This is a genomic window from Actinomadura kijaniata NBRC 14229 (assembly GCF_001552175.1).
Taxonomy (GTDB): Bacteria; Actinomycetota; Actinomycetes; order Streptosporangiales; family Streptosporangiaceae; genus Spirillospora; species Spirillospora kijaniata.
Window position 1 is genome coordinate 22,096 of record NZ_BCQR01000058.1, and the last position, 19,360, is coordinate 41,455.

At 73.6% G+C, this 19,360-nt stretch carries 22 protein-coding genes; 7 read left to right on the top strand and 15 right to left on the bottom strand.

Annotated elements, in window-relative coordinates; all coding sequences use genetic code 11:
* Nucleotides 1-138: 138 nt before the first annotated feature.
* Together bioB and bioD are read right to left on the bottom strand one after the other, a co-directional pair.
* Complete coding sequence (gene bioB / locus AKI01S_RS19265; protein ID WP_067819398.1) at nt 139-1,134, bottom strand: biotin synthase BioB; 996 nt, start codon at nt 1,132-1,134, stop codon at nt 139-141.
* Complete coding sequence (bioD, locus tag AKI01S_RS19270) at nt 1,131-1,862, bottom strand: dethiobiotin synthase (RefSeq protein ID WP_067819519.1); 732 nt, start codon at nt 1,860-1,862, stop codon at nt 1,131-1,133. Before bioD ends, bioB begins: the two co-directional genes overlap by 4 nt.
* 204 nt (nt 1,863-2,066) lie before the next feature.
* Between bioD and AKI01S_RS19275 the strand changes: the two genes are divergently transcribed.
* Together AKI01S_RS19275 and AKI01S_RS50675 are read left to right on the top strand one after the other, a co-directional pair.
* Nucleotides 2,067-2,795: a hypothetical protein gene (locus AKI01S_RS19275; RefSeq protein ID WP_067819401.1), complete on the top strand. Its 729-nt coding sequence runs from the start codon at nt 2,067-2,069 to the stop codon at nt 2,793-2,795.
* Nucleotides 2,796-2,911: 116 nt separating this feature from the next.
* Nucleotides 2,912-3,130: a hypothetical protein gene (locus tag AKI01S_RS50675; protein WP_157419940.1), complete on the top strand. Its 219-nt coding sequence runs from the start codon at nt 2,912-2,914 to the stop codon at nt 3,128-3,130.
* On the opposite strand, the gene AKI01S_RS19280 is transcribed toward AKI01S_RS50675, so the two are convergent.
* The 4 genes from AKI01S_RS19280 to AKI01S_RS19290 form a co-directional block, all read right to left on the bottom strand.
* A complete protein-coding gene (locus AKI01S_RS19280; protein WP_067819404.1) occupies nt 3,087-4,766 on the bottom strand; it encodes a carotenoid oxygenase family protein in 1,680 nt (559 codons plus the stop codon). The two genes, AKI01S_RS50675 and AKI01S_RS19280, sit on opposite strands and share 44 nt — an antisense overlap.
* Nucleotides 4,767-5,000: 234 nt before the next feature.
* Nucleotides 5,001-5,198 (bottom strand): biotin synthase auxiliary protein BsaP, encoded by a 198-nt coding sequence (gene bsaP / locus AKI01S_RS49300; RefSeq protein ID WP_245681698.1) that lies wholly within the window; start codon nt 5,196-5,198, stop codon nt 5,001-5,003.
* 132 nt (nt 5,199-5,330) lie between these two features.
* A complete protein-coding gene (locus AKI01S_RS19285; protein WP_067819407.1) occupies nt 5,331-5,732 on the bottom strand; it encodes a PPOX class F420-dependent oxidoreductase in 402 nt (133 codons plus the stop codon).
* A 73-nt stretch (nt 5,733-5,805) separates the two neighbouring features.
* A complete protein-coding gene (locus AKI01S_RS19290) occupies nt 5,806-6,201 on the bottom strand; it encodes a RidA family protein (RefSeq protein WP_067819410.1) in 396 nt (131 codons plus the stop codon).
* Between the two features lie 83 nt (nt 6,202-6,284).
* On the opposite strand from AKI01S_RS19290, the gene AKI01S_RS19295 reads away from it, so the two are divergent.
* On the top strand, nt 6,285-7,019 hold the full coding sequence (locus AKI01S_RS19295; RefSeq protein WP_218009729.1) for a winged helix-turn-helix transcriptional regulator: 735 nt from the start codon (nt 6,285-6,287) through the stop codon (nt 7,017-7,019).
* Here AKI01S_RS19295 and AKI01S_RS19300 read toward each other — a convergent pair.
* The 6 genes from AKI01S_RS19300 to AKI01S_RS19325 form a co-directional block, all read right to left on the bottom strand.
* A complete protein-coding gene (locus AKI01S_RS19300; protein WP_245681699.1) occupies nt 6,983-8,341 on the bottom strand; it encodes an acetyl-CoA carboxylase biotin carboxylase subunit in 1,359 nt (452 codons plus the stop codon). The genes AKI01S_RS19295 and AKI01S_RS19300 overlap by 37 nt on opposite strands.
* A gap of 107 nt (nt 8,342-8,448) precedes the next feature.
* Entirely contained in the window at nt 8,449-9,810 is a 1,362-nt protein-coding gene (locus tag AKI01S_RS19305) for an HD-GYP domain-containing protein (RefSeq protein ID WP_067819414.1), read from the bottom strand.
* An 18-nt stretch (nt 9,811-9,828) separates the two neighbouring features.
* Nucleotides 9,829-11,178 (bottom strand): HD-GYP domain-containing protein, encoded by a 1,350-nt coding sequence (locus AKI01S_RS19310; protein WP_067819417.1) that lies wholly within the window; start codon nt 11,176-11,178, stop codon nt 9,829-9,831.
* A gap of 407 nt (nt 11,179-11,585) precedes the next feature.
* Nucleotides 11,586-12,497 carry an NAD-dependent epimerase/dehydratase family protein gene (locus tag AKI01S_RS19315; RefSeq protein ID WP_067819419.1) on the bottom strand — a complete coding sequence of 304 codons (912 nt, stop codon included), beginning with the start codon at nt 12,495-12,497 and terminating at the stop codon, nt 11,586-11,588.
* Between the two features lie 87 nt (nt 12,498-12,584).
* Nucleotides 12,585-12,863: a mycothiol system anti-sigma-R factor gene (gene rsrA / locus AKI01S_RS19320; RefSeq protein ID WP_067819422.1), complete on the bottom strand. Its 279-nt coding sequence runs from the start codon at nt 12,861-12,863 to the stop codon at nt 12,585-12,587.
* A 44-nt stretch (nt 12,864-12,907) separates the two neighbouring features.
* Nucleotides 12,908-13,513: a sigma-70 family RNA polymerase sigma factor gene (locus AKI01S_RS19325; RefSeq protein WP_067819425.1), complete on the bottom strand. Its 606-nt coding sequence runs from the start codon at nt 13,511-13,513 to the stop codon at nt 12,908-12,910.
* 356 nt (nt 13,514-13,869) lie between these two features.
* Between AKI01S_RS19325 and AKI01S_RS19330 the strand changes: the two genes are divergently transcribed.
* Nucleotides 13,870-14,748 carry a methyltransferase domain-containing protein gene (locus AKI01S_RS19330; RefSeq protein WP_083999833.1) on the top strand — a complete coding sequence of 293 codons (879 nt, stop codon included), beginning with the start codon at nt 13,870-13,872 and terminating at the stop codon, nt 14,746-14,748.
* A 77-nt stretch (nt 14,749-14,825) separates the two neighbouring features.
* Here the strand turns inward: AKI01S_RS19330 and AKI01S_RS19335 are convergent, their stop codons facing one another.
* From AKI01S_RS19335 to AKI01S_RS19345, 3 genes are all read right to left on the bottom strand, one after another.
* Nucleotides 14,826-15,917 (bottom strand): hypothetical protein, encoded by a 1,092-nt coding sequence (locus tag AKI01S_RS19335; RefSeq protein WP_157419941.1) that lies wholly within the window; start codon nt 15,915-15,917, stop codon nt 14,826-14,828.
* Between the two features lie 66 nt (nt 15,918-15,983).
* Entirely contained in the window at nt 15,984-16,316 is a 333-nt protein-coding gene (locus AKI01S_RS54285) for a TraR/DksA family transcriptional regulator (protein WP_067819436.1), read from the bottom strand.
* Between the two features lie 68 nt (nt 16,317-16,384).
* The gene (locus tag AKI01S_RS19345) at nt 16,385-17,149 is read right to left on the bottom strand and encodes an SOS response-associated peptidase (protein WP_067819524.1); all 765 of its coding nucleotides are present in this window, start codon (nt 17,147-17,149) and stop codon (nt 16,385-16,387) included.
* 101 nt (nt 17,150-17,250) lie between these two features.
* Here AKI01S_RS19345 and AKI01S_RS19350 point away from each other — a divergent pair, with 101 nt between their 5' ends.
* The 3 genes from AKI01S_RS19350 (at nt 17,251) to AKI01S_RS19360 (ending at nt 19,350) form a co-directional block, all read left to right on the top strand.
* A complete protein-coding gene (locus tag AKI01S_RS19350) occupies nt 17,251-17,898 on the top strand; it encodes a DoxX family protein (protein WP_067819439.1) in 648 nt (215 codons plus the stop codon).
* A gap of 127 nt (nt 17,899-18,025) precedes the next feature.
* Nucleotides 18,026-18,619 (top strand): sigma-70 family RNA polymerase sigma factor, encoded by a 594-nt coding sequence (locus tag AKI01S_RS19355; RefSeq protein ID WP_067819442.1) that lies wholly within the window; start codon nt 18,026-18,028, stop codon nt 18,617-18,619.
* Entirely contained in the window at nt 18,616-19,350 is a 735-nt protein-coding gene (locus AKI01S_RS19360; RefSeq protein ID WP_067819445.1) for an anti-sigma factor family protein, read from the top strand. The genes AKI01S_RS19355 and AKI01S_RS19360 overlap by 4 nt, the downstream gene beginning before the upstream one ends.
* The last annotated feature ends 10 nt before the right edge of the window (nt 19,351-19,360 follow it).

The window sequence follows — 19,360 nt, forward strand, 5'->3', positions numbered from 1 at the left end:
CTCCGGCACGCGAGGGGCCGCCCCGGCGGCCCCTCCTTCCGATCCCGTTCCCAAGCGGTCGACCACCGACCCGGCACCGACGAGGTGCCGGGCCGCCGCCTGGCCTCGCGAGGGGTGCGCCCGGCGGGGCCGCGGGTGTCAGAGCGTCTTGGACAGGGCCTTGATCGGCATCTGGAGCTCGGTCAGCAGCTCCAGGTCCTTCTCGGCCGGGCGGCCCAGCGTCGTCAGGTAGTTGCCGACGATGATGGCGTTGATGCCGCCCAGCATCCCGTCGCGGGTGCCGAGGTCACCCAGGGTCAGTTCGCGGCCGCCCGCGTAGCGCAGGATCGTGCGCGGCAGCGCCAGGCGGAACGTCGCGATCGTCTTCAGCGCCTCCGGGCCCTCCACCAGCGGCAGGTCCGCGAACGGCGTCCCCGGGCGGGGCGCCAGGAAGTTCAGCGGCACCTCGTCCGGCTCCAGTTCGGCGAGCTGGGCCGCGAACTCGGCGCGCTGCTCGACGGTCTCGCCCATGCCGATGATGCCGCCGCAGCACACCTCCATCCCGGCCTCCTTGACCATCCGCAGCGTGTCCCAGCGCTCCTCCCACGAGTGGGTGGTGACGACGTTGGGGAAGTGGGAGCGGGCGGTCTCCAGGTTGTGGTTGTAGCGGTGGACGCCCATCGCCGCCAGCTCGTCGACCTGCTCCTGGGTGAGCATGCCGAGCGAGCAGGCGATGTTGATCTCGACGGCCGCGTTGATGGCCTTGATCCCCTCGCGGACCTGCGCCATCAGCCGCTCGTCGGGCCCCCGCACGGCGGCCACGATGCAGAACTCGGTCGCGCCGGTCTTCGCGGTCTCCCTGGCGGCCTCGACGAGCTGCGGGATGTTCAGCCACACCGAGCGCACCGGCGACTCGAACTGGCCCGACTGCGAGCAGAAGTGGCAGTCCTCGGGGCAGCCGCCGGTCTTCAGCGACACGATGCCCTCGACCTCGACCTCCGGGCCGCACCAGCGCATCCGCACCTCGTGCGCGAGGGCCAGCAGGTCACCGATCCGGTCGTCGGGCAGGGTGAGGCACTCCAGGGCCTGCGCGGCGGTCAGGCCCCTGCCCTCCTCCAGCACCTGTCGGCGGGCCACATCGAGAATGTCCGTCACGGTCTCTCCTTGTTCAGGCCGAAGGCGTCGCGGAAGGCCGCGGCGTCGAACGAGCCGCCGAACGCCGGGGCCAGCCCGCGATGGGCGGCCACCAGGAACTCGGCGGGGTCCAGGGCGCCGGCCCCGGCGGGCAGTGCTCCGGCCAGCGGGCGGGCGGCGATGGTCTCCAGGTCCTGGATGTTGCTGCGCATGGCCAGGTCGGGGTCGTCCGGCCACTCGCCCAGCACCAGGCCCGCGAGCTGCACGCCGCGGTGCGCCATCGCCTCCAGGGTGAGCGCGGTGTGGTTGAGGGTGCCGAGGTCGGGACGGGCGACCACGACGACGGCCGCGCCCAGCCAGCGCGCCAGGTCGGCGATCGTGGTGCCCTCCTCGTCGTAGCGGACCAGCAGCCCGCCCGCGCCCTCCACCAGCACCAGGCGGCGGGTCGCCGCGAGCTCGCGGACCCGGCCAACGATCTCGGCGAGGCGGACGGGGGGCGTTCCGGCGTGCCGGGCGGCGGCGGCCGGGGACAGCGGGTCCGGGTAGCGCGCGTACTCGTGCAGGTCGTCGATCGCGGCCAGGCGGCGCACCGCGTCCAGATCGCCGGGCTCGCCGTCGGCGATCCCGGTCTGGCCCGGCTTCACGACGGCGACCGACGAGCCGCGGGCCGCCGCCAGCGCGGCGAGCGCGGCGGTGACGACCGTCTTTCCGACGCCGGTACAGGTCCCGGTGACCACGAGCACACTCACGAGCGGCACCCTAGCGTGACCCCGCGCGGAGCACGTCCACCGGAACCCACAGTCTTGCCCCTCCCCTTTTTGTACGGCCGGGAACCGGAACGGCGCCCGCCGCGTCCCACTCGCATGGCCGGTCCATCCGCACGACCCAGGAACGCGACCAGTCGGGGTATCGCGGCGGCCGTCGCGGGAGCGGCGCTCACCGCCTGCGGCCCGGTGGGGAACGGCGCTCCGGAGACGACCCCGCTTCCGGATCGGGCGCCGACCACCTCCCCCGCGCCCACCGCCGCGCCCGCCACGCCCGCCACACTCGTCCTGCGCTGGCGGACGCTCGGCGGCATCGCCGGGCTGGGCGAGCCGGGCGGTCTCCCCGACTTCTCCCTCTACGGCGACGGCCGCGCCGTCACCGCCGAACGCGGCGCCCTCCGGGAGTACCGTCTCCGGCCCGAGGCCCTCCGGCGCCTCCTGGACGAGGCCCGCACCGCCGGGCTGGACCGGAGCCGCACCGCCGGAGACCACCGGATCCCCGACGCGTTGACCCTCGAATTCGTCATGGGCGGGGCGCGCGTCCGCGTCGCGCAGCCCGAGGCGGCCCCCGGCGACCCGGCCGTGCGCTTCCAGAAACGCCTGGATCCGCGCGCCTGGCCCGACGGCGACCAGGCGGCCCCGCCGCGCCCCTACGTTCCGCGGCGCGTGGCGGTGCTGACCGGCGAGGACCCCGCCCCCGACGCCAGGCCGTGGCCGCTGCCCGCGCTCGGCGGGGGCGAGCGGCTGGGCGGCGCGGCGTGCCGGGTCTACACCGGCGCCGACGCCGGGAAGGCCGCTTCCCTGGCCCGGACCGCCAAGCCCGCCGACCGGTGGCGCAGCCAGGGCAGGACCTACTCGGTCCGCTTCCGCCCGCTCCTGCCCGACGAGACCACCTGCCGGGACCTCGCCCGGCCCTGACGCCCATGATGATCACCACCCGAAGGGGCGATGCCGCGTAGGCGGCCGAGCGCCCTGCGCGCCGACTTCCGCCGGGCGGGATCTGCCCGCGCTGCCGCCTCCGCCAGGAGTACGCGGTGGACTTCGACTCGTACCTGTGCGCCTCCTACGACCGCTGGACCAACGGCACCTGCTGGGACGACTCCTGCGCCTTCTGCCGGAACCGTCCCGAACGCCCCAGCCTCGCCCGCGAGCTGGTCCCCGATGACGAGGTCCTCCGCAGGGCGGCCCGCCGCGCCGGGCGGAGGCGCGTCAGGGCGCGCCGGCGTCCAGTTCGGCGGCGACCTCGCGGGTGAGGGCGACCAGCTCGGGATCGAGCCGGTCGAGGCGTTCGTCCAGGTCGTCGGCGAAGCGCAGCCGGTCCAGGCCCTCCGGCGCGGGCACCGCCCGCGGCATCCACGCCGAGTGGATCAGGAACGGCACCGTCGTGCCGTGCGGCGGCGCCAGCACCGCGACCGGGCCGCGCCCCACGTCGGCGGCGTCGAACACCTCCACCCGGAAGCGGTCGTCGTTGTGGACCGCGAGCACCAGGTACCCGTCGTGCCCGCCGGGGGCGGCCCCGGCGTAGGGGTCGCCGCCCGCGCCCGGCGAACGCGGCACGAACGCCGGCGACGTCGGATAGTCGTCCAGCGCGAACGTCCACTCCGCCAGCGGCTTCAGCCCCTCCCGGTCGAACGACGCCAGCACCGCCGGGGTCTCCTCCGCCGGGAACAGCGACCGGTCGATCCGGTCGCCGTAGTTCCGCAGCGCCCGCTGGTTGACCGCCTCGGGGTGGAAGCCGAGGAAGACCAGGTGGTGCCGGGTCGGGGCGAGCTGCCCGGGGAAACTCCAGTCGATCGCCGACAGCTCCGCCTGCCACCAGCGCCGCGGATCGCGGGCACGGGCCCGTTCGGTGACCTCCCCGGTCCCGGGGTCGAAGCGGAGCAGGGTCGTCAGCGCGGGCGTCATGCCGTGGCAGTACATCCCGCGCAGCGCCGGGTCGATCGGCCGCCCGAACGCGTCCACGTCGTCCTCGCGGAGGTACATCCCGATGTCCACGCCCGGCGTGTGCTCCATGACGACCTCGACGCCGTCGGCGTCGTCGTACCGCGCGTAGAAGTGGTTGACCTCCGGCGCGATCCGGAACTCCGCGCAGGTCACCGTGGTGCGCCCCGGGACCAGGTCGTCCTTACGGACCAGCAGCACGGGGCCGTCGGGGTTGTTGGCGACGGTCCGGTCCCCGCCGAAGATCTCCTGCGGATCGACCTTGTAGGCGGTGTCGGCCAGCACCAGCCAGTCCCGGGTCTGGGTGATGGTGTGGGTGGCCTGCGGCAGCGTGGCGTTCTCCACGACCCAGCGGCGCACGTGCTTCCCGGTCCCGTCGTAGCGGACCACCGACACGGCGCCGGACACGACGTCGCGGCTGACGTTCCACATGCAGTCGCGCTCGGGGTCGATCACCGGGTGCGCCGACGAGGAGACCAGCGGCAGCACGGCCTGGTCCAGCGCGGGCCTCCAGTCGTCGCGGTGCCCGACCTCGGCGACGAACGCCAGCGTCACCGGATCGACCTCCACGGGCCGCCCGGCGTCCCAGGTCGCGAACAGCCGGTCGCCCCACGGCAGCGGCGCGGTGTTGGCGGCGTTCACGAACCCCCACGGCGAGCCGGTCCCCACGGGCCCGGCGGTGAACAGGTCGGGCCGCCTGCGCCGCAGCCGCACCGACGGGGTGTCGATCAGGTGGACGCGCCAGGCGAACGTCCCGCCCGGCCCGGGCCGCAGCGCCAGCCGCGCCATGATCCCGTCGCCGAAGAACGCGTGGACGGGATGGGTGCGCTGGTCGGAGGTGCTGACCACGAACTGGCCGGTGATGTCGTCCGGCCAGGCCCCGGCGACGACCGCCAGCTCCAGGTCGGTCATGCCGGCCTTGGACAGGATGGAACGGGGGATCGGCATCACGCCTCCAACAGCGCCCGGCGACACCCCCAACCAACCGCCCCACCCCACCCGTCGTCAAGACCCTAACCACTACGAGCGGGCGGCGTCGCCCGGGGGCTCGCGCCTCACCAGGTCTTGGCGAGCGCGGCATCGCTTCGCGATCTGGCCTGCGGGCCCTCGCCTCCGGCGTCGGCCCCGCAGGTCAGGTAACGCGCTCGCGTGCGTGGCCGAGGCCCACTTTGACGACAGACCCTAGGTCGAGGCGAGTTCCCCATGCCGCGAACAGTGCGCCGTCCACCCCAGCGGCGTCACCTGGACGACCATCCGGCGGCGGCACCGGGGGCAGTACCGGGGCGGCTCCATCGCGCGGGCCGCGCGGCACACCGCGTGGTCGCCCTCCCCGGCGGGTTCCCCGCAACGGTCGCAGTACGTCTCCACAGCGTTCGTCACGGCCGGAACCCTACCTACTCCCCGAGACGGCCACACCAGACCCCATCACCGAACCGCGCGACCACATCAGCGGCACCACCAGTGCGCGGACCGGCCGGGGGGAGGCGTCACCTCGTCGTGGCGGGCCGAGGGTCAGGCGTTCGGCCATGTGGTGGTCACCTTGCCGGGCGTGATCCGCGCGACGACCCACTGCGGGTCCGGTCCGGCGAACCCGGGATACGGTCCGCCCGTGTACTTGTGCGACAGCTCGTCGATCAGCGTGCCGTCCGGGTCGTCCGCGAGGGAGGCGGTGCCCTGCACCTGGACGCTCTCGTAGGGGCGGGCGGGGTCGAAGATCGCCACGGTCGCCCGCGGGTCCCGCTCCAGGTTGGCGACCTTGCGGCGGCTCCTGGGCAGCGCGAACAGCAGGTCGTCCCCGTCGTGCTTCACCCAGACCACGGTCGAATGCGGCCTGCCGTCGGGATCGAGCGTGGAGAGCACGGCGAAGTTCGCGCCGTCGAACAGCGCGCGCACCTTCTCGGTGAGCTGGACCATCGGCTTCCCTTTCCCGTGGGTCGCGGTTTCCGCGTTCGTGGCGGGGTGTCGCGTGCGGCGCGGTCGGTTCGGCTCAGTCCATCGCGGTCGCTTCGAGCGCGACGAGGAGTTGCGGGCTCACGAGACGGTCGACGCCGAGCAGGGTGCTGGCGAAGCGCTCGCCGGCGCCCGCGAAGCGCTCGGTCAGAACGGCGAAGTGCTGGAGCAGCGCGTCGACGTCGGTGGTGTAGACGTTGAGCCGGACCACGTCGGCCAGCGTCATGTCGGCGTCGGCGAGGACCGCTTCGAGGTTGTCGACCGCCATACGGAGCTGGGCGGCCATGTCGCCCGGATGCCGCACGTCGCCGTTGGCGTCGACGGCGTCCTGGGCACTGCAGACGAGTTCCCGGCGCCGGCCCTCGATGAGCTGCGCCTGGTCGAAGCCGAGCCGCACCGACCACGGCCACGGGTTGACGGCTGTGCGTTCCATGATCCCCAATTCCTTTCGTTTTGATAGCAGCTACTTTCTTATGGGAAGTATCTACGCGTCAAGGGCAAGCAGCGGTGAGTACGATGGGGACCATGGCGACGAACCGTCGGTACGGTGACGGGTGCGCGATCGCGACCGCGCTCGACCATGTGGGCGAGCGGTGGGCCCTGCTGATCGTGCGCGAACTCCTGCTGGGGCCGAAACGGTTCACCGACCTGCAGGACGGGCTGCCGGGCGCCGGCCCCAAGATCCTGGCGCAGCGGCTTCGGGAGCTGGAGGGCAACGGTGTCGTGCGGCGCCGCACCCTGCCTCCGCCGGCCGGCTCACAGGTCTACGAGCTGACCGAATGGGGCGCCCGACTGGATGCCGTCGTCGTCACGCTGGGACGTTGGGGACAGGGCGCACCGGAGCCGTCCGGCGAGCACGTGGGGGCGGACTCCGCGATGATCAAGATGCGCGGCCTCTTCCGCCCGCGGCCGGACCGGCCCTGGACCGCCACCTACGAGGTGCGCCTCGGCCGCCACCGCTTCACCATCCGGGTGGTGGACGGCCGGCTCGCCGAGATGAGCCGCGGGGAGCCGCAGGGCCGGCCCGACACGGTCATCGATACCGACCCCGACACCCTGGACCGCGTGGTCGGCATGGACTCGACGGTGCTCACCGGAGCCATCGACGACGGTCGGCTCACCGTCACCGGGGACGGCCGGGCCGGCCGACGCCTGTTCGACGCGGTACGCGTCGAACAGGGCGGCGGCCCGGACCGTGCCACGGACAGCGGGACTCAGGGGCGCATCCGTGCCACCAGGCCGGTGTCGTAGGAGCCGTCCGCGAACTCGGGGTGGTTCAGAAGCTCCAGCAGGAACGGCAGGTTCGTCGTCGGTCCCTCGATCCGGAACGCCTCCAGCGCCTGCGCCGCTCGTCCCAGCGCCGCCTCCCGGTCGGCGCCGAACACGCACAGCTTCGCCAGCAGCGGGTCGTAGAACGGGGTGACGGTGGTGCCCTCGGCGTATCCGGCGTCGATGCGGATGCCCTCGCCGACCGGCTCCTCCCACACCCTGATCCGCCCCGGCGACGGCACGAACCGGCGCGGGTCCTCGGCGTACACCCGGAACTCCACCGCGTGCCCGCGCGGCCGGATCTCCGAGAACGACGCCCGCTCCCCCGCCGCGACCCGGATCTGCTGCTCCACCAGGTCGATCCCGGTGGTCATCTCGGTGACCGGGTGCCCGACCTGGAGGCGGGTGTTCATCTCCAGGAAGAAGAACTCCCCGGCGGCCGGGTCGACCAGGAACTCCACCGTCCCCGCGCCCCGGTAGCCGATCGTCTCGCCCGCCACCACCGCCGCGCCCAGCATCCGGGCGCGCAGCTCGTCGGCCAGCCCGGGCGAGGGGGTCTCCTCCACGACCTTCTGGTGGCGGCGCTGCACCGAGCATTCGCGGTCGCCGAGCGCCACGACCGTGCCGTCGGCGAGCCCGAGGATCTGCACCTCGACGTGCCGGGCGTTCTCGACGAACCGTTCCAGCAGGACGTCGGGGGTGGCGAAGAACCGTTCGGCGCGTCCGCGCGCGGTGCGGTAGGCGGCGCGCACGCCCGCCTCGTCGCGGGCGGGGGCCAGCCCGATCCCGCCGCCCCCGGTGGCGGCCTTCACCATCACCGGGTAGCCGACGCGCGCGGCCTCCTCGACGGCGGTGTCCTCGTCGGGCACCGGCTCCCACACCCCGGGGGTGACCGGCAGGCCCGCCTCCTTCATCAGGTTCCGGGCGTTGATCTTGTCGCCCATGCGGGCGATCGCCAGGGGGTCCGGCCCGATCCAGCCGATCCCGGCGTGCAGCACCCGGCGCGCGAACTCGGCGTTCTCGGCCAGGAAGCCGTAGCCGGGGTGGATCGCCTGCGCGTTGGTGCGGTCGGCCGCCTCCATGATCGCGGGGATGTCGAGATAGCTGCGGCCGGGCTCGGCGGGACCGATCAGGATCGCTTCGTCCGCCTCGGCGACGAACGGCAGTCTCGCGTCGGCCTCCGAGTACACGGCGATGGCCTTCAGGCCCATCGCCCGGACGGTGCGGATGATCCGGGACGCGATCTCGCCCCGATTGGCCACCAGGACCGACTCGAACACCTGGGAGTTCTCCTCTCCGTCCATCGACCCGGCGCCGTCCCGATCCGGCCGCCCGGTCGCCGATCACCGGCTCACGGTTCTGTCCGTGTCCAGTTTGCCCGTGTCCACACCATGTGATCGGTAACTGTGCCTCAGTACCGGGGCCGCCGGTCGACCACGCGGCTCAGCGCCTCGACCACGGTCGGGTCGTACTCGGAGGCCGAGTCCAGGCGCAGCCGCTCCAGCACCGCCGCGCCCCGGTCCCGGTCGGCCGAGTCGCCGACCAGGTCGTCGTAGGCGTTGGCGACCTTGATGATCCGGCTGGCCAGCGGCGGCGGCACCGGCCGCACCCCCGACCCGTCGCCGGGCGCGGCACTGCGGTAGGGGTGGGACGACAGCCGCACGATGTGGGCGACGCGGTCCAGCACCCCGGTCTGCCTGATCACCTCGGCGCCGAGCTCGGCGATGCGGCGCTGCTCGGCGGGCGAGGCCAGCACGGTCGCGCCGCCGGGGATGGGGTCGCCCAGCGACAGCTGCCCGATGTCGTGCATCAGCGCCGCGTACTCCAGCTCCAGCAGCGGGCCCTCGGCCATGCCCAGCTCGCGGCCCATCGCGACGGCCAGCCGCGACACCCGGCGCGAGTGCCCGGTCTCGACGTAGCCGCCGACCTCGGTGACCCGCGACAGCGCCCGCACCGTCTGCAGGTAGGTGGCGCGGATGCCCGCGTACCGGCGGAACGCGAACTGCGTCACCAGGATCGGCGCGGTGAACACCAGCAGCGCGGCCGTGCCGAGGAACGTCGTGGCGACCGCGATCAGCATCGCGGTCGCGCTGGTCGCCGCGCACAGCGGCGCCTTGGCGTGGATCTCGTCGCGCAGCGCGATCCCGAACCGGGCCCGCACCGCCTCCGCCCGGATCATCGCGGCGATCACGACGTCGGCGCAGCAGGAGGCGACGACCACCACGCCCATCGCGGCCAGCAGCACCGGCCAGCCCAGGTCGAGCGAGACCAGCGGCCGGAAGGACACCGCGACGATCCCCACGGTGATCAGCCGCCGGGCGGTGGCGTCCAGCCGGGGGCTGCGGCCGACGGCGACGTGCGGCAGCGACCCGACCAGCATCCCGGCGGCGGTGACCGCGACGACCTGGAGCCAGGAGTGCTCGGCGGGCACCACGCCCAGCGGCCCGACGACCTGCCCGCCGCCGCCCGGCCCGACGCCGACCAGCAGCGCGTAGCCGACCGCGCCCGCCGTGGCGACGGGGGCGACCTCCCGGTTGCCGGGCATGACCATGCGGAACAGCTCGCCGAGCGCGATCAGCACGCCGAACGCGACCGCGACCCGCGCCTGCGCCAGGCCGACCGCGGCGACCTGGGTGACCGCGCCGAGCACGCCGAGGCCCGCGACGGCGATCAGCATGAGCTGGCCGGAGTCCAGGCGCTGCCAGGCGGGCCGGCGGCGGGAGTGCAGGGGGGCGCCGAGCCGTGCGGCGGCGTTGCCTGTGGGGGCGTTCATCCGGGAGCGGTCCCCTTCTCAGCTGCGCACGCCGTCCCCGGCGACCCGGATGGGGGCGCTGGGGTCGTCGTGGTCCTGGCGGGTGGTCTCCACCACGTCGTCGTCGGGCAGGACCGGCGGCCGCGGCGGCTCCCAGCCCTCGCGCTGCAGGGCCCGCAGGAACGCCTCGACCATCACCGGGTCGAAGTGGTCGCCGATCCCGCGCCTCAGCTCGGCCACCGCCTCCTCGATGCTGCGGGCGGGCCGGTAGGAGCGGGTGGAGGTCATCGAGTCGAACGCGTCGGCCACCGAGATCACCCGCGCGAACTCGGGGATCTCGTCCCCGGCCAGCCCCATCGGGTAGCCGCGGCCGTTCATCTTCTCGTGGTGGTGCATGATCCCGGCGAGCGCCTCGTCCAGGAAGCCGATCTCCCGGACGATCTCCAGCCCGCGCATCGGGTGCAGCTGGATGGCGGCGAACTCCTCCTCGGTGAGGGGCCCGTCCTTCTGCAGCACCTTGGTGGGGACGCCGAGCTTGCCGACGTCGTGCAGCATGCCGGCGTAGCGGATCGCCTCGACCCGGTCGGGCCGCATCCCGATCTCCTGGGCGATCATGACGGAGCCGCGCGACACGCGTTCGGAGTGGCCGCGCGTGTAGTAGTCCTTGGTCTCCACGGCCTGGCACAGCGTGGCCAGGGTCGCCTGGTGGGCCTGCTGCTGGGCGTGCGTCTGCTCCATCGCCCACCGCGCGATGAACAGCGGCAGCAGCACCAGCACGGCGGCGAACGGCCCCAGCCGGTCCCACAGTCCGGCGATCAGCAGCCCGAACATGCCGTAGCCGAGGCAGCCGACCGCGAGCTGCCCGCTCTCGCGCAGCAGCTCGCGCGGGGCGGCCTGCTTGGCCAGCAGCAGGATGACGGCCGTGAGGGTCAGGTTGACCAGCACGAACGTGACCAGCGCGCCCAGGAACGGCCCGATCACGTGCTCCACCCAGTGCGGATGTCGGCCGGTGCCGGACGCCGCGCCCCCCAGCGCGACGAACACCATGCCCGAGGCGTAGCCGCTGAGGGCGAACTGGGCGCCGTTGAACAGCCGTTTGACCGGGGCGAAGAACCGCTGCCCGGTGATCACCGCGACGACGCCGAGCAGCGCCGCGCCCTGCGGGCCGAGCAGCACCACCGAGGCGAGGCTGGCGGCGAAGCCCATCGACACCCGCGCCCGCTCCACGTTGAGCTGGGCCGGCGCGGAGTCGCAGATCAGGAACAGTACGGCCAGCACGACCAGCGCGTGCCAGTCCAGCCCCTGGTAGGAGGACGTGACGATGAGGCCGGTCGCCAAGGCGACCACCCCGCAGACGTACGCCCAGGCAGCCAGAGGTAGTCCACGCATTGCCGCCCCCTCGGGAGTCGACTTTCCGGTCGCGCCGTGCGGCGCCTAAACCCAGGACACGCCCTTGCGAGCGGCGTTCGGATGTCCCCCGCCCGTCTTCACACGGTCGTTCAGCATGACCTCTTGCCTCCCCCCGTCGCCGGCTCCCCGGGCGGCGGCCCGTGGGTTCCGGGCCGACCTGGTCCGGGCTCCCCGGATGGGCGCACGCCGCGCCGGTTCGGCGGGCGCGCGCCTGTTCCCATCGCTGATTTCCGGGCCAAGCCTAACGCGAGAGGCCCAGGTCACACAGGCATGCCGGGAATCGTGAGCAAAGCGTGAACTAATCGTCACCGCGTGTGATCAATTCTCCGCGGTGACCCACCGAACGTATCCGCACGGACCTTTTGCACGACCGAAATGCACATGCATCAGCGTTCCCGCGCCCAGGCGACCGTCGCGGCGAGCCCGTCGCGCAGCGCGGTGCGGGGCTCCCAGCCGAGCGCGTCGCGGGTGTCGGCCGGATTGATCGCCATAGCGGGCAGGTCGCCGAGCCGGGGCGGGGCGAACGCGGGCTCGTCGGGCGCCCCGGCCGCCTCCGCGACCAGGGAGTGCAGCTCGCGGTCGGTGGTCTGGAGGCCGGTGCCGACGTTGAGCCGCCGCCCTCCCCCGCCCTCCCCGGCGGCACGGGCGAACGCGTCCACCACGTCCAGCACGTACACGTAGTCGCGGGTCTGCCCGCCGTCGCCGAACACCCGGGTCGGCTTCCCCGTCAGCAGCGCGTCGGTGAAGATCGACACCACCCCGGCCTCGCCCTCCGGCGTCTGCCGGGGCCCGTACACGTTGGCCAGCGTCAGCGCCGTGTAGTCCAGCCCGTGCAGCGCCCGGTAGGTCTGGAGGTAGATCTCGCCGGACACCTTGGAGGCGGCGTAGGGCGAGGCGGGCCGCAGCGCGGCGCCGGACGGCACCGGCAGCGCGTCGGGCACCCCGTAGACCGCACAGCTGGACGCGAAGACGACCTTGCGGGCCCCGGCGCGCCGCGCGCTCTCCAGGACGTTGGCGGTGCCGACGACGTTGGTGCGGGCGTCGGCGAGCGGGTCGCCGACGCTCACCCGCACGCTGACCTGCGCGGCCAGGTGGCAGACCACCTCGGGCCCGAACGCCTCCACCCGCGCGGCCAGCGCGGGGTCGGCCACGTCCAGGCGCCACAGGTCGATGTCGTCGCGCACGTTGGACCCGGTCGACAGGTCGTCGACCCCGGCGACCTCGTGGCCGTCGGCCAGCAGGCGGTCGACCAGATGGGATCCGATGAAGCCGGCGGCGCCGGTGACGAGAACGCGCATCCCTGCACGATAACGGGGGCGGGACCGCTCCCGTGCCGCGGCGTCGCGGCCGGCCCCGGACCGAACCCGGGACCCGGCCGCCGCGTCTCAGGCGTGCTCGTCGGTCTTCAGTTCGCCGCAGATCTGCTCGATGCGGCCCATGACCTTGGCGCGCAGCTCGTCCGGCGCGGGCTCGCAGCCGCACGACTTGCCCACCAGCTTCTTGACGGCCTCCTCGAGGCCGTACTCGCGCAGGCAGGGGCCGCACTCGTCGAGGTGCTCCTTGACCTCGCTGCACCCGCCCTGGTCGAGCTCACCGTCCAGGTAGGTGTAGACCCGGGCCAGCACCTCGCTGCACGGGGTCTCGTGGGGTTCGCCACAGCTCATGGCTCACTCACCCTTCTCGCTCGCCGGGCCGGAGGTCGCGCGTTTCATGCCGAGCCCTCCCTGGCCCCGGTCAGGCCGCGTTCCCGAGCGTAGTCCTCCAGCATGCCGCGCAGCTGGCGACGGCCCCGGTGCAGCCGGGACATCACCGTGCCGATGGGCGTGCCCATGATCTCGGCGATCTCCTTGTAGGCGAAGCCCTCGACGTCGGCGAGGTAGACCGCGATCCGGAACTCCTCGGGCAGATCGGCGAGCGCGCGCTTGACGTCGGAGTCGGGCAGGTGCTCCAGCGCCTCGGCCTCGGCGGACTTCAGGCCGCTGGAGGTGTGCGACTCGGCGCGCGCGAGCTGCCAGTCCTCGATCTCCTCGGTCGCCGCCTGCTGCGGCTGCCGCTGCTTCTTGCGGTAGGAGTTGATGAACGTGTTGGTCAGGATCCGGTACAGCCACGCCTTGAGGTTCGTGCCCTCCTTGAACTGGTGGAAGGACCCGAACGCCTTGGCGAAGGTCTCCTGCACGAGATCCTCGGCGTCCGCCGGGTTGCGCGTCATGCGCAGCGCGGCCGAGTACAACTGGTCCAAGAACGGGAGCACATCGCGCTGGAAGCGTTCCTGGCGCTGCTCCACGGTCTCCGTGGTCCCCGGTACCTGACCCACCCCCTCAGCTGTGGCGACGCTCCCGTGAGCGTCGTACATCACAGACGATATCGGCCCGCGCGGGGAGAACACGCCGCCGGGGGCGGGCGCGGCGCCCCGTGCGCGTTCGGCGAGGGCGGTGGTCATTCGGCTGCACCTCCATGACACGACTGTTGTGATCGGGTGCAACACCGGCGGGGACGATTCGATTCCGCCGATCGTTCTGTGTTGCGGGAAGTGACGGGCGCCGCTCCCCGCGACAATGGAACGGCGAGGAGAAGGTCACCCATCCGCAGGTATACGGAGGGTGATGTCGAGCCCGGACCGGGGAAAGAAGTTCCATACACGCCAAGAACAGGAGCAAACCGTTGCTACCGGTGCCGGCGCGACCGCCCGAGCCCACCATCGCCAGCCTTCGCGGCGCGTCCGGCGACGAGCAGACGCTGCCGCTGTACTGGTCGTTCTACTGGTCGGTGGCGGCCGCCCAGTTGGCCCGCTGGCTGCCCAGGCGCCCGGCGCTGATCGTCGACCTGTCCAACGGCGACGGCCGCACCGCCGCCCAGGCCGCCGCGGCGGGCCACCAGGTGCTGGAGGTCATGGACCCGCTGCTGACCGGCCCGCGGGACCACCATCCCGAGGGCGGGCGCCCGCCGAACGGCGCGCACCGCACCACCCACCGTGACGGCCGCCTGCCCCGCCCGCGCCAGGGCGGCGCGGTGTCGAACGGCCACGCCCACCTGCCGCCCGGCGTGACCCGCCGGGTGATCGCCGACTCGGGGACGCTGCCCTACCTGGGGGACGCGTGCGTGGACGCGGTGGTGGCCGAGCACCGGGCGCTGTCCCGCCACCTGGCGACCGAGGAGACGATCGCGGAGATCGCCCGGGTCCTGCGCCCGGGCGGCCGGGTCCTGCTGTCGGTGGACTCCCTGACCCTGGGCATGGCGCTGCTGGCCGAGCAGAACTGCTGGGCGCACCTGTCGGACGTCCCGGCCGCCGAGGTGGTCCTGGTGCCCTGGCCGGACGGCGCGATCACCCGCTGCTTCTGGTCCGACCAGCTCCGCGAGCTGCTGACGGAGGCGGGCCTGGAGGTGGAGTGGATCCGCCCGCGCACGGCGCTGTCGCCGTCGACGGTGGAGCACGTGCTCAAGCGCTCCCCCGAGGCGATGGAACGCCTGGTCCGGACGGAACTGACGGCCCCGCCGGGCGACGAGTCCCTCGGAGTGCACCTCCTGGCCAGCGCCCGCCGCCGCACCTGATTTCCCAGCCCTGGCCTACGGCGCTCGCGTGCGGCTGAGGCTTTCTTCGAACCAGGTCCCGGGCATGTTCCGGGTGATCACGACGGGTTCGAGGACGGTCGGCGCCGGGACCGGCTCGCCCTGCGCGGTGGGGGCGGGGCCTCGGGGACGGGCTCGACCGACAGGTACCACTCGTGGTCGTCCTCTTCCCCTTCGAGGATCAGGTAACCGGGCCGTGGCAGTCGCAGCCTGCGCTGCCCGTCCTTCGAGCCCCAGACGTTTCGGGACTCCCCCGGCGTCTCAGCGGGCCAGCGGGGCATGTGGCAACGGCAGTCCCGGTCCTGAAGGCATCCGCACACGAACCGGATGCTCCAGGAATCCTTCGATCTGGCCTGCGCGGTGAGCAGCGCGGGGCCGCCGTCGTAGAACAGCACCTCCCTGCCGCCCCTCCCACGCCACTCCGCGCCGAGCGGCGGCGCGGCGGACAGCGGTCTGATGCGCACCGACCAGCGCTGTTCCTCATAGGAGCTCTCGACCCGCAGATGGGTCGGCCCGGGCCACAGCAGGACGCGGCCCTGGCTGGACTCCCGGTAGCTCCGCAGCAGGTCGGTCCCGGTCTCGGTCTCGTCCTCGGTGCGGATGACGGGGGTGACGGCCAGCCTGCCCCCGTTCGTGGAGGTCACCTCGACGATGGCCGGGCGGTCGGGCTCGGGGCGGTCGATGAGCTCCTCGACGGCGCCCTCGCCGCCGCCCACGATCAGGAAGCGCTCTCCGGTCGCGTTCTCCGGCACCTCGGGGGGCTCCGGGGCGTCGCGGCCGGCGTCCAGCGCCGGGAGCGCGTCGATCGGCACCGGGCGGCCGGCCCGCCGGGCGGCCAGCCTGATCAGCGCCGCGCGGCCGTCCCGCAGCGCCGCCAGCGCGGCCCGCTCGCTCCCCGCGGCGGCGGCGCGGTCGTAGGCCGCCAGGGCGAGGCGGTAGTCCTCCAGCAGCCGGGGGTTCGCCTCGGTCTCCTCCGGGGTGACGGTCAGCCCGCGCAGCTCCTCCCCGAACGCCGTGATCGACTCCTGGAGCGGGGCGGGGAGCTCCCCGGGGGCGACGGCGGAGGGACCGCGACGCCGGCCGAGCCAGAGCGCGGTGACGCCGCAGCCCGCCAGGAAGGAGACCACCGCCACCAGCGCGTCGTTCAGCATGAGCGGCATGATCGCAGACGGGCCCGCCCGTGTCACCGGCCGGTTCCCCGGGTGGGTGGGACGGTGTCAGCGCATGGCCCGGTCGTGCTTGGACTGGCAGGTGACGCAGCGGGCCGCGTCGGGGCGGGCCTCCAGCCGGCCCTCGGGGACCTGTTCACCGCAGCCCTGGCACTGGCCGTAGGTGCCCTCCTCGATCCGCTCCAGGGCCGCCAGCACCCCCGCGCGGTGGCGGCCCAGGGAGTCGAGCGCGGCCTGGACCCGGTCGCTGTCGTACAGGTCCGCCCCGGCGTCGGAGGCGGACAGCTCGCGCTCGGGGTGCTCGCCCCGCAGGACCCTGATCGAACGGTCGGCCTCGGCGAGCATCGTCTCCAGGCGGGAACGGGCGGTGGCGGTGTCCACTCGGGACTCCTCCCGGTCGGCCCCGGGTGCGGGGGGTCCTCGCCCTGACCGGGTTTCGGGGGCAGCGGTCAGAACAAGGTGTCGGAGTGGTTGCCTGAACTATCCCCATCTGGAAGGGGTTTCATCAGTTCCGCGCCGTTGTTTCTGACGTTGTTGACCGCCTTCGACACCGGGTAGGCCTCCATCGTCCCGGCCATCGCCGGCACCAGCAGGCCCCGCACCTCCTCGACGTCGGTCAGCGCCGGGTCCAGCCAGGCGTCCCACCGGTCGGGCTCGACGACCATCGGCATGCGGTCGTGGATGCGGCCCAGGTCGTCGGGGGCGTTGGTGGTGATGACCGTGCAGGTCCACAGCCACTCGTCCTCCGGGGACTTCCACAGCTCGTAGAGCCCGGCCATCGCCATCAGCCCGCCGTCCTTGGGGTGGATGAAGAACGGCTGCTTGGCGGGGCGCTTCTTGTCCTTCTCCTCCTCCAGCACGTACCACTCGTAGTAGCCGTCGGCGGGCAGCAGGCAGCGGCGCTTGGCGAACGCCCGCTTGTACGACGGCTTCTCGTGCACCGTCTCCACCCGCGCGTTGATCATCCGGTTGCCGATGGCGGGGTCCTTGGCCCACGACGGCACCAGGCCCCAGCGCAGCTCCCGAAGCTGCCGCAGCGGCTCGGCGGCCTCCTCGTCGGCCTCCCTCGGCGGCCGCGTCAGGACGGCCGGGACCTGTTTGGTGGGCGCGACGTTGTAATCGGCGCGCAGCTCGTCGCCGGTCTCGTCGAGCTGGACCGCGAACTGCTCCAGCAGCTCCTGGCGGGACCGGGCTGTGGCGTATCGACCGCACATGCCCTCCATACTGCCCCGCCCCACCGACACTCGACCATTTCCGGACGCCGCGCGGGGCGGGCGGCGTGCTTGACCGGCGGCGCGATGGGCATGGAGTCGGCATGCGACCCATCACGACCATGGCCCGCCCGTTCGTGGCGGCCCCGTACATCATCACCGGCCTGGAGACGCTGCGTGACCCTCGCGCGCGCGCCGAGCAGGTCGCGCCCACCGTCAAGCCGATCGCCGACCGGATCGACTGGCTGCCCACCAAGGATCCCGAGACGCTGGTCCGGGTGCAGGGGGCGCTCAGCCTCGGCACCGGGGCGCTGCTGCTGACCGGGAAGTTCCGGCGGCTGACGGCGTTGCTGATGGCGGTGCAGGTCGTCCCGACCCTCGCGACCGAGCACCGCTACTGGACCGAGGACGACCCCGAGCGCCGCGCCAGCGAGCGTTCCCACCTGCTGAAGAACGCCGGGCTGTTCGGCGCGCTGATGATGGTGGCGGCCGAGCCGCGCAAGTCGCCGCGCACCGCCGAGCTTCGGCGGCAGCTGCACGACGCCCGCGTCCAGGCGGCGGCCGAGGGCAAGGCGCTGCGCAAGGAGGCGGCGGCCGAGCTGCGCAACGCGCGCCGTGAGACGGCCCGGCAGACGCGGTCGGCCCGGCAGGGCGGCCGGGCCGCCGCGAAGGCGGCCAAGGCCGCCAAGGCCGTGCGGAAGACGCGGCGCGGACGCGGCGGCAACCCGGTGGCCAAGCTCGTCCGGCGGTGAGGCGCCGCTTCCCGAAGGCAACCTTAAGAACGGCTCAACGGCGTTGAACCGCCCGCCGTTCCGGGTCCGTACTGCCCTCTGACCGCCCGTTCCCCAGGGACCCTCGACCCGACGGAGACGCCCGGCCATGGCACTGCCCGGAACGTCCGGCCGCGCGGCCACCGGGCGGCGGAGCCCGCTCCGCCGCCCCCGGCCCGCGCCCGACCGCGACGACACCGCGGACCAACGCGCCATCGCGGCCCTGTACGCCGAGTACCAGCGGCCCCTGACCGCGTTCGCGCTGCGCCTGACGCGGGGCGACCGGCAGTGGGCCGAGGACGTCGTGCAGGAGACGATGATCCGCGCCTGGCGCAACGCCGACCGCCTGGACCGCGGGGCGGCCTCGCTGATGCCCTGGCTGGCCACCGTCGCCCGCCGCATCGTGATCGACCACTGCCGGGCCCGGGACGTCCGGCCGCCCGAGGTGGGCGAGGGTCCCCTGGAGAACCTCCCCGTGGCGGACGAGATGGACGCCCTGCTGCGCAAGGTGGTCGTGGTGGAGGCGCTGGACGCGCTGTCACCCGCGCACCGGCAGGCGTTGACCGAGACGGTGCTGCGCGACCGCACGGTGAACGAGGCCGCCGAGTCCCTCGGGATCCCGGTGGGGACGGTCAAGTCGCGTGTTTACTACGCCATGCGCGCGTTGCGCGTCGCGCTGGAGGAGAGAGGGGTGACGGCATGACCCCGCGGGTTGATCACACGGATGTCGGCGCGTACGCGCTGGGCCTTCTGGAGGACGAGGACCGGCGGGCCTTCGAGGCGCATCTGCGCGGGTGTGAACGGTGCCGCGCCGAGCTGGCGGAGATGTCGGGGCTGGCGTCGCTGCTCACCGACATGGGCCCGGTCCCGGACGCCGAACAGGACGGCGGTGGCGCACCCGCGCCGTCCGAGCCGCCCGCCCAGGTCATCGACCTGATGCGCCGCGGCCGGGAGCGGGACCGCCGGGCCCGCCGCGGCACCTACGCGATCGGCGCGGTCGCGGCGGCGGCGCTGCTGGCCACCGGGACCGTCATCGGCGCCTCGGCCACCGACGACGCCCCGCCGGTCGCGGGCGGCGGGCACTCGCACGGCCCGGCGCAGGCGCTGGTCATCTGGGGCGAGCGGCACTCCGGGCAGAACACCGAGCGCGGCGTGAGCGGCGTGGTGGGACTGGAGAGCAAGGGCTGGGGCACCCACGTGGGCCTGGAGCTGCGGGGCGTGCGCGGGCCCCTGCGGTGCCGGCTGGAGGCGGTCTCCCGCACCGGCGAGCGGGCGGTCGTCACCGGCTGGCGGGTGCCCGACCAGGGCTACGGCGTGCCCGGCAGCCCGAACCCGCTGGTCACCCACGGCGGAACCGCGATCTCCCGGCAGGAGCTGTCCCGCTTCGAGGTGCGGATCGAGGGCGGCGGAACGCTGCTGACCATCCCCGTCTGACCCCGGACGA